At 74.7% G+C, this 4,763-nt stretch carries 4 protein-coding genes and 1 pseudogene; 3 read left to right on the top strand and 2 right to left on the bottom strand.

Annotation, left to right across the window (positions count from 1 at the left end):
* Positions 1–257, bottom strand: a pseudogene (locus AB0G13_RS34065) (hypothetical protein); the annotation flags it as partial.
* Between the two features lie 136 nt (positions 258–393).
* On the bottom strand, positions 394–1,602 hold the full coding sequence (locus tag AB0G13_RS34060; RefSeq protein ID WP_357883633.1) for a snapalysin family zinc-dependent metalloprotease: 1,209 nt from the start codon (positions 1,600–1,602) through the stop codon (positions 394–396).
* A 264-nt stretch (positions 1,603–1,866) separates the two neighbouring features.
* On the opposite strand from AB0G13_RS34060, the gene AB0G13_RS34055 reads away from it, so the two are divergent.
* From AB0G13_RS34055 to AB0G13_RS34045, 3 genes are all read left to right on the top strand, one after another.
* Positions 1,867–2,445, top strand: a complete 579-nt coding sequence (locus AB0G13_RS34055; RefSeq protein ID WP_357883630.1) for a hypothetical protein — start codon at positions 1,867–1,869, stop codon at positions 2,443–2,445.
* 95 nt (positions 2,446–2,540) lie between these two features.
* A complete protein-coding gene (locus AB0G13_RS34050) occupies positions 2,541–3,221 on the top strand; it encodes a response regulator transcription factor (protein ID WP_357883627.1) in 681 nt (226 codons plus the stop codon).
* A 12-nt stretch (positions 3,222–3,233) separates the two neighbouring features.
* Positions 3,234–4,637, top strand: coding sequence for an ATP-binding protein (locus tag AB0G13_RS34045; protein WP_357883624.1), 1,404 nt, complete (start codon positions 3,234–3,236; stop codon positions 4,635–4,637).
* Positions 4,638–4,763: the final 126 nt, after the last annotated feature.

Here is a 4,763-nt window from a genome sequence, read left to right as displayed (position 1 = left end):
GACCCGGCCGCGGACGTGGACGGCCTCGGGGCGGCGGGCGCGGTCGACGGGCCGGCCGGCGTCGGGGCGGGGGCCGCCGGGCCGGACGGAAGGGGCGTCGGGGAGGCCCCCGGGGTGGTCGCTCCGCCTCCCCCGAGCAGGTCGTCGACGACCCGTCCGACGCCGTCGAGCAGGTCACCGACCGGCCCGCCGGAGGCCGTCGGCGTCGGCGCGGGAGCGAGCGCCAGGGTCAGGGCGAGCGCGGCCACGACACGCATGGTTCACCTCGGAAGGGGTCGGTGTGCCAGGCACCGTACCGCACTCCGGGTGGTCGCCGCGTGACGCCCCGGCGGCACGACCGGCAACGACGTACGGGGGGACGCCGCACGCGGCGTCCCCCCGTACCGGGGTGGGTCAGACCGGCAGGCCGCCGACCTGGGTGTTGATCCAGGACCGGATGGACGGCAGGTCCACGTAGATGGACGGGCCGGTGGCGCAGGTGGAGTCGTTGTTGCCGGCCCGGCTGGTGGCGCCGATCAGCGCCCACGCCCCGTTGATCCGGCGCACCTGCGGGCCGCCCGAGTCGCCGTAGCAGGCGCCCGAGTTGCCGTTGGTGTTGTTGGTGCAGATCTCGTACGGGCCGTTGATGCCGAGGCAGCGGCTGTCCGACACGATCGAGGTGTCCAGCTCGTGCGCGACGGTCGGGGCGCTGCCGCAGCCGCGCGGGGCACAGGTCTGGCCCCAGCCGATGATCCGGGTGGCGGTGCCGACCGCGCCGGAGGTGCTCGGGATCGGCGCCGGGGCGTAGCTGACCGCGCTGGACAGCTGCAGCAGCTTCACGTCGACGCTCGGGTGGTTCACCGCCCGGATCACGGAGACGACGGTGCCGCCACTGTTGCGGTAGATGCTGCCCACCCGCACCGAGGACGGGGTCCCGCAGTGCTTGGCGGTGACCGCCCAGTTCGCCTTGATCAGCGTGCCGGTGCAGCCGGAGACGTACACCATCCACGGGTAGTTCTCGGTGGCCGGCCGGCCACCCACCACGAGCGGCCCGACGTCACCCGCGTCGTCGTTCCAGGTGTACGTCGCGGCCGGTACCGCCGACGCGGCCAGGCCGCCGGCGAAGAGCGAGTTGACCCGCGAGGCCTCGGTGGAATTCGGGTACGCGTTGCGGCAGGAGATCGGCGCGCTGCTGCCGGACATCAGGTCGGTGCAGAGCCCGGTACGCCGGTCGGGCAGGCCGAGGATGTGGCCGAACTCGTGGCTGGCGATGCGGGTGCGGTCGTACCCCTGGTTGACGGCGGTCCAGCCCATCCAGATCCAGCCGGAGCCGAGCCCGCTGACCTGGGCGCGCGGCCAGCCGCTGTCGACGTAGATGGTGACGTTGCCCGGCGTGCGGGCAACCAGCTGGACGTTGCTGACCCGGCTGTTCCAGATGGCCGCGGCCTGGTCGAAGTTGGTGCGGAACTCGCCAGCCCGGCTGGCGTCGTAGTAGACGGTCCGGGCGGCGGACGCGCCCGTGTCGGCGGACGCGCTCGTGTCGGTGGCGGCCTGCATTCCGGTTGCGGCCAGCACCGCCGCCAGCGCGGCGGTCGCCACGTGCAGCAGTTGTCGTCGGAACATACACGCACTCCCTGAGTTGTCCGGCGGCGTGCCACCGCCGGTCATCGATGTACGTGAATGTTAGAGCGAGGGTTGCCGATATACGGCATAACGGAACCGTCATACCGGCGCTCCCGCTCGGACCGCCCGCCCGACTCCCCTGCGCCGCGTCCGTTACGGGGGCGTTACCACACGGCGAAGCTGCTGCCGTCGAACGGTTCCACCGTGGATCCCACGCCCGGCGACGAGGCCGGGCACGGAGGAACGAGATCACGGGAGCGGACCATGCGGATCAGAAGTGGACTCACGGCCCTGGCCGTGGTGCTCGCCGGGCTGGTGGCCGGTGCCGGCACCGGCACGGCGGCGACCACCACGGCGGCGGCGACCGGGACGCCGTACTGCGGGATCACCTGGGGCAGCGCGCCGAAGTCGGCCGGCACGCTGAGCGACGCCCCGCTGGTCGACGTGCGCGCCGGGCGGCACGACTGCTACGACCGGGTGGTGTTCGAGTTCGCCGGTCCGGTCAGCGGCTACACCGTCGGCTACGGCGAGACGTGGACCGAGGGCGAGGGGCTGACACTGTCGCCGTACACCGCCGGCGACGAACTGCTGCGGGTCTCTCTGCGCGCCCCGGCGTACGACGACACGCACGTCGGCACCGTGCCCTACCGGGTCGGTGAGCACGTCGCGAACCTGCTGCGCCACCCGACCCTGCGGGACGTGGTCTTCGGCGGCAGCTTCGAGGGCTACACGACCTTCGCGGTCGGTGTGCGCGCCCGCCTGCCGTTCCGGGTCACCGTGCTGGCCGGGCCGGGCACGCACAGCCGGATCGTGCTCGACGTGGCGCACCAGTGGCAGCAGTGACCGCCACGGTGGCGGGGGTCCCGGCGCCGGCCGGACCCCCGACACCGTCCGTTTCGCCAGGTCGGCGCGGGTGGTTGCGGGGCTACCCTCAGGTGGTGGAGGGCCGCGTGCTGGTCGTCGAGGACGATGCCTCCATCAGGGAGGTCACCGCCCTCGGGCTGCGCCGCGCCGGCTTCCGGGTCGACACCGCGCGCGACGGGCGGGAAGGGCTCGCCGCCTGGCGCGCCCGGCCGCCCGACCTGATCGTCCTCGACGTCATGCTCCCCGGCCTGGACGGCTTCGAGGTGTGCCGGGAGATCCGCCGGACCAGCGGCGTGCCGATCCTGATGCTGACCGCCCGCACCGACACCGTCGACGTCGTCGTCGGCCTGGAGTGCGGGGCCGACGACTACCTGCGCAAGCCGTTCGACCTGCCCGAGCTGGTGGCCCGGGTCCGGTCCGTGCTGCGCCGCGCGAGCGCCCCCGTCGTCACGACCCTCATCGAGATCGGCGGGCTGGAGATCGACCCGGGCAGCGTCCTCGTCCGCAAGGACGGACGGGACCTCGCGCTGACCGCCACCGAGTTCCGCCTGCTGCTGGAGCTCGCCCGCCGCCCCGGTCAGGTCTTCACCCGGGAGCTGCTGCTGGACCGGGTGTGGCAGCACGGTTTCCTCGGCGACTCGCGGCTGGTCGACGTGGCGGTGCAGCGGCTGCGCGCCAAGGTCGAGGACGATCCCGCCCACCCCCGGCTCGTACTCACCGTGCGCGGGGCCGGCTACAAGCTGTCGCCGGGCTGAGGGGCGTACGCGATGGCCGGCCGCGCCGTCCCGCCGGGCCGCCTGCGGCGCCGGTTGACCATCGCCTTCGTGCTCGTTGCCGGCGTCTCCGCCGGGCTGCTGGCCGGCGGGTCCTGGCTGCTCCTGCGGCAGGCCCGCTACGACGCCTCCCTGCACCAGGCCGCGGCCGACGCCCGCTACCGGCTCGTCCTGGCCGGCCAGTTCCTGCCGCTGACCGAGCAGCGTCGCGGCGAGCTGCTGACCAGCTTCGAGGGCAGCGGCCGGCACGTGGTGCTGGTCGACGGCGAGGAGTCGCCCTCCCACCGGGCCTACGCGCCACCGCTGGGCGCCCGGCTACGGGCCACGGTCGCGGCCGGACAGCTCGGCTACGAGCGGTCCTCGCCGGAAGCTCGGCCCCGGCTGCTCGTGGTCGGCGGCCGCGTCCCCGGCTCGACGGCCGAGCTGTACGTCGTGACCGTCGAGGACGACCTCGCCGCCGAACTGGACCAGCTGCGGACGGCCCTGCTGGCCGGCTGGGTGCTGGTGGTGCTGCTCGCCGCCGGGGTGGGGCACACGCTCGCCCGTCGCACGCTGGAGCCGGTCGGCCGGGCCAGCCGGGCCGCACGCGCCCTCACGGAAGGGCTGCTCGACACCCGCCTGCCGGTGCGGGGACGCGACGAGTTCAGCGTCTGGGCCGCGTCGTTCAACGAGATGGCGCAGGCGCTGGAGTCGAAGATCGAGGCGTTGTCGGCCGCCCAGGTCCGGGAGCGGCGGTTCACCGCCGACGTGGCGCACGAGCTGCGTACCCCCGTGACGGCCCTGGTGGCCGCGGCGTCGCTGCTGCACGACCACCTCGACCAGTTGCCGGCCGACGCGCGACGCGCGGCGGAACTGCTGGTCACCGACGTGGTCCGGCTACGCCGGCTGGTCGAGGACCTGATCGAAATCTCCCGGCTCGACGCCGGGCGGGAACGGCTCGCCGTCGCCGCCGTCGACCCGGTCGCGCTGCTGCGGGCGATCGTCGCGGCGCGCGGCTGGTCGGACCGGGTGCTGGTGGCCGGCGCTGCGGTCCCGCTGCGCACCGATCCGCGCCGGCTGGAGCGGGTGCTGGCGAACCTCATCGCCAACGCGGTCGAGCACGGCGCCGGCGAGATCCGGGCCACCGTGGCCGGCGACGGGCCGCTGGTCGTCTTCGAGGTCACCGACCAGGGCCCGGGCATCCCGGCCGGGCACCTGCCGCGCCTGTTCGACCGCTTCCACAAGGTCGACCCGGCCCGCTCCGGTCGGGGCAGCGGGCTGGGCCTGGCCATCGCCCGGGACAACGCCCACCTGCTCGGCGGGCGGCTCGGCGTGCACAGCGAACCGGGGGTGGTCACCCGCTTCCGCCTGGACCTGCCGGCCGCGCCACGGCCGTCGGCACCGGACGGTGCGGGATGAGACGGCACGCGGCCGTCGCCGCCTTACTCGCCGCCGCACTCCTGCCCGCCGGCTGCGCCGCGCCCCGGTCCGGCTCGCTCGGCCCCGCCCCCACCGCGCCGCCGCCGGTCACCACGCCCGCCGCGC

Source organism: Micromonospora sp. NPDC023633 (assembly GCF_040640035.1).
In the GTDB taxonomy this organism is placed as follows: Bacteria; Actinomycetota; Actinomycetes; order Mycobacteriales; family Micromonosporaceae; genus Micromonospora.
Note: the sequence above shows the minus strand (reverse complement) of the source record. Positions and strands in the feature narration are given on the sequence as shown.

Excerpts from the sequence above, each read along its gene's own strand:
- AB0G13_RS34060 (WP_357883633.1), bottom strand. The coding sequence starts at position 1,602 with ATGTTCCGACGACAACTGCTGCACGTGGCGACCGCCGCGCTGGCGGCG.
- AB0G13_RS34055 (WP_357883630.1), top strand. The coding sequence starts at position 1,867 with ATGCGGATCAGAAGTGGACTCACGGCCCTGGCCGTGGTGCTCGCCGGG.
- AB0G13_RS34045 (WP_357883624.1), top strand. The coding sequence starts at position 3,234 with ATGGCCGGCCGCGCCGTCCCGCCGGGCCGCCTGCGGCGCCGGTTGACC.